This is a genomic window from Sphaerochaeta sp. S2, from assembly GCF_016406725.1.
Classification (GTDB): domain Bacteria; phylum Spirochaetota; class Spirochaetia; order Sphaerochaetales; family Sphaerochaetaceae; genus Sphaerochaeta.
The window spans coordinates 1-3,121 of the sequence record NZ_JAEKNT010000476.1 but is presented as its reverse complement, the minus strand read 5'-3'; the positions used below and the strand labels follow the sequence as shown (position 1 = coordinate 3,121).

Annotated in this window: 3 protein-coding genes; 1 reads left to right on the top strand and 2 read right to left on the bottom strand. The window is 46.2% G+C overall.

What is annotated here, in order from left to right; all coding sequences use genetic code 11:
* Both JF818_RS13870 and JF818_RS13865 read right to left on the bottom strand, forming a co-directional pair.
* A partial coding sequence (locus JF818_RS13870) for an FAD/NAD(P)-binding oxidoreductase (protein WP_198892573.1) occupies nucleotides 1-500 on the bottom strand: 500 nt, incomplete at its 3' end.
* A 205-nt stretch (nucleotides 501-705) separates the two neighbouring features.
* Nucleotides 706-2,616 carry an FAD-dependent oxidoreductase gene (locus tag JF818_RS13865; protein WP_198892572.1) on the bottom strand — a complete coding sequence of 637 codons (1,911 nt, stop codon included), beginning with the start codon at nucleotides 2,614-2,616 and terminating at the stop codon, nucleotides 706-708.
* 159 nt (nucleotides 2,617-2,775) lie between these two features.
* Here JF818_RS13865 and JF818_RS13860 point away from each other — a divergent pair.
* Nucleotides 2,776-3,121 (top strand): TetR/AcrR family transcriptional regulator (locus JF818_RS13860; protein WP_233067903.1); only part of this gene is annotated, 346 nt, incomplete at its 3' end.

The window sequence follows — 3,121 nt, the reverse complement described above, 5'->3', positions numbered from 1 at the left end:
ACCATCTCCAGGCCTATGAAACCACCACCGACTACTACTGCTTTCTTAGGATCTTTCTCATTGATGTAGTGGTCGATCCTATCCATATCTGCAAGGGTCCATAGTTGGAACACATGTTCCTTATTGACACCAGGAAGAGGTGGTACGACCGGCTTCCCCCCTTGGGCTAGAATCAGGGAGTCGTATGGAAACACATGCTCCTCTCCAGTAACGTTATTCAAAGCTCTGACCTGCTTCTTCTCACGGTCAATAGCAAGCGCCTCTGTATGGGTATGTACTTTAACGCGATACTGCTCATGAAACGTCTCTTCACTTGCAAGAATCAAGGAAGAACGGTATTCAATATCCCGTCCAAGGTAGTAAGGAAGGCCGCAGTTTGCAAACGAAACATCTGCTCCAGCCTCCAAGAGGGTGATATTCACATCATTATCTAGTCTTCGTGCTCTTGCTGCTGCCGTTGCTCCAGCTGCAACACCGCCTATGATCAATACATTCTTCATTAGTAACTCCTCGTGTAACGAACGGTGAAAAAATAATATGAATAGTTGCTAGTGTCAAGTATTCATACTAGCAATCGTTATTTTTTTCTTGAATGAAGAATAGTCCTGTTCCTAACGCTATATTTTTGTGCTAATTACCTACTTCAATACAAGAGGAGGTGCTGCAAAGCACCCCCTATTGTAGAGAAATATGTGTATGAAAGGATTAGATACAGCGGACTGCGTGGAATCCATGGTGCACTGCAGAGAGAATATTATCTGGATTCTCAGCATCCCCTACCAAGGCACAGTCGACCTTGTCAGAAAGTGCATCATACAACTCTGTATTTGCCTTGTACCCAGCAGCAATTGCAACGGTATCGGCTTCAAGGGTATGTTTCTTGCCGTCCTTCTCATAGATGACCTTTCCATCTTCAAATGAGAGCACCTTTGCAGAAGTCACACTCTTCACCTTGCAGTCCTCGATCAACTGACGGAGAGCCTGGTCATTGTTCTTGCAATGTCTTGTGGTTGCAAGAATCTCAGGGAGCATCTCGATCATGGTCACAGAATCTGCCTTCTCTGCACAATGACAAGCGGTCTCACATCCAACCAAGCCAGCTCCAACCACAACGACCTTTTTGCCGTAGGTTTTCTTGTTGGTCAGTAGGTCATTGGCCCCGGTTACCCAATCCTGGTCAATCCCCTTGATCGGAGGCATAACAGGCGTTGCTCCAGTAGCGAAAATCACCTTGTCGTAACCACCAGCAAGTACTTCTTCAGGAGTTCCATCTTTCATAAGTGAAACCTTCACGCTGCTACGGTGCAGTTTTCCAACCAAGTAGTCGACATAGTCCTTCACGTCCTTCTTGAAGCGTGGTCCACCTGCTGCAAGCAACAATCCACCAAGCACATTTCGTTTCTCCCACAGTTCTACCTGCATGCCTCTCTGCTCTGCAGTCAGTGCAGCCACAATACCACCAGGACCACCACCGATGACCAAGATACGCTTGCTGGAATCATCTTTACCGACAGGATAATAATCCTCAGCGAAAGCAAGCGGGTTCACAGCACAATGCAGAATCTTTCCACTAAAACCAGCAAAGAGACACTCATTACAGCCAATACAGGGAGTAATGTCGTAGGTTTCATTCTTCTTGACCTTCTGGACCCAGTATGGGTCAGCGATAGCCATATGTCCCAATCCGATCATATCGGCCTTTCCGTCCTGCAAGGCAGCTTCTGCATCTGCAGGATTCTGCATTTTCCCTTGTGACAGTACGGGGACTGTAACATGCTTCTTGATCTCTGCGGCAACTGGCAACTGTACCATTGGTGGTTGATATACGGTATTGATCGCCTTGTACCAAGCCTCATAACAACCAACATCAACATGGAGTGCATCGACACCAGCTTCCTCAAGTATCTTTGCCATTGCAGTTCCTTCGTCAAGCTCCCTACCCCCTTCCACTCCGTGGTACGGGGTGAACTTGTAGAGAATCGGGAAGTTCGGTCCTACTGCCTGACGAATTGCCTTCACACACTCTACTGAGAAACGCATACGGTTTTCCAAGCTACCACCATATTCATCAGTGCGCTTGTTCCAAAGCGTTGACTGGAACTGGTCCATCAAATACCCACCATATCCATGTAGCTCGACTGCATCTGCCCCAGCATTCTTGGCAGTTGCTGCGCCTTCTGCCATCTTGCTGACGAGGAACTGGATATCCTCTTTGCTGAAGGCCTTGCATTTCACTTCAGGAAACCAGAATGAATCGACTTCACTTGCTGAGTATGGTCGTACATCACCGGTGGTGAACTGCATTCTTCCCAATCCTGGGGTAAGCTGGATACAAAGTTTTGCACCATGATTATGGATTCGTCGAGCAAGGAAATTCATCTGCTCGAATGCTTTTGCAGTACCAAGTACATTACATGCCTTTGCTTCATACTCCATGGTAACCTGATTTGCACCAGTAATAATGAGTGCAAAACCACCCTTGGCGCGCTCTTCATAGTAACGAATGGATCTGTCGGAGAAGGAACCGTCAGCGTTTGTCTGGGTTCCCATCGGTGCCATGTATGTGCGGTTTCGCAATTTCATGCCTGCAATGCGTGTCTGTTCTAAAAGTTTCATCTTTCGTTCCTCTCCTGTATTGAGTTGTCTGATTAAGTACTTGGTGGTTATATTACTCTGGTAATATTATGTAGTACTCGGGTACACCTTAGCAAGCTAATCAGAAGTTGTCAATACAATTTTATCGATATATGGCTATCCATCATGCACACTTGTTGAATGAGGATGCTTCTGGTAGAGTTTGGAGCGAAGGGAGAGCGTGGTATGGACATGAAGGCACAGATTATTGCCAAGGGGAATGAGCTTTTCAAGGATAAGGGATATGAGAAAGTTACCGTGAATGATATCTGTGAAGCCTGTGGCATTACGAAGACCACGTTCTATTATCATCTGAAGTCAAAACAGGACATTCTGTTGCAAAGCTATGATATTATCGTTGACAATCTGACCCCAATGCTTAGACAGATGCTGCACTTACCTTCCTGTTGGGAGCAAATAAAACACCTCTTTGATTATCTCATCACTCAGTTCATAGCATTGGGCCCTGAGTTGAACAGTCAACTGT

What these genes read in the sequence shown, in the direction of transcription:
- JF818_RS13865 (WP_198892572.1), bottom strand. Translation starts at nt 2,616, where the DNA reads ATGAAACTTTTAGAACAGACACGCATTGCAGGCATGAAATTGCGAAAC.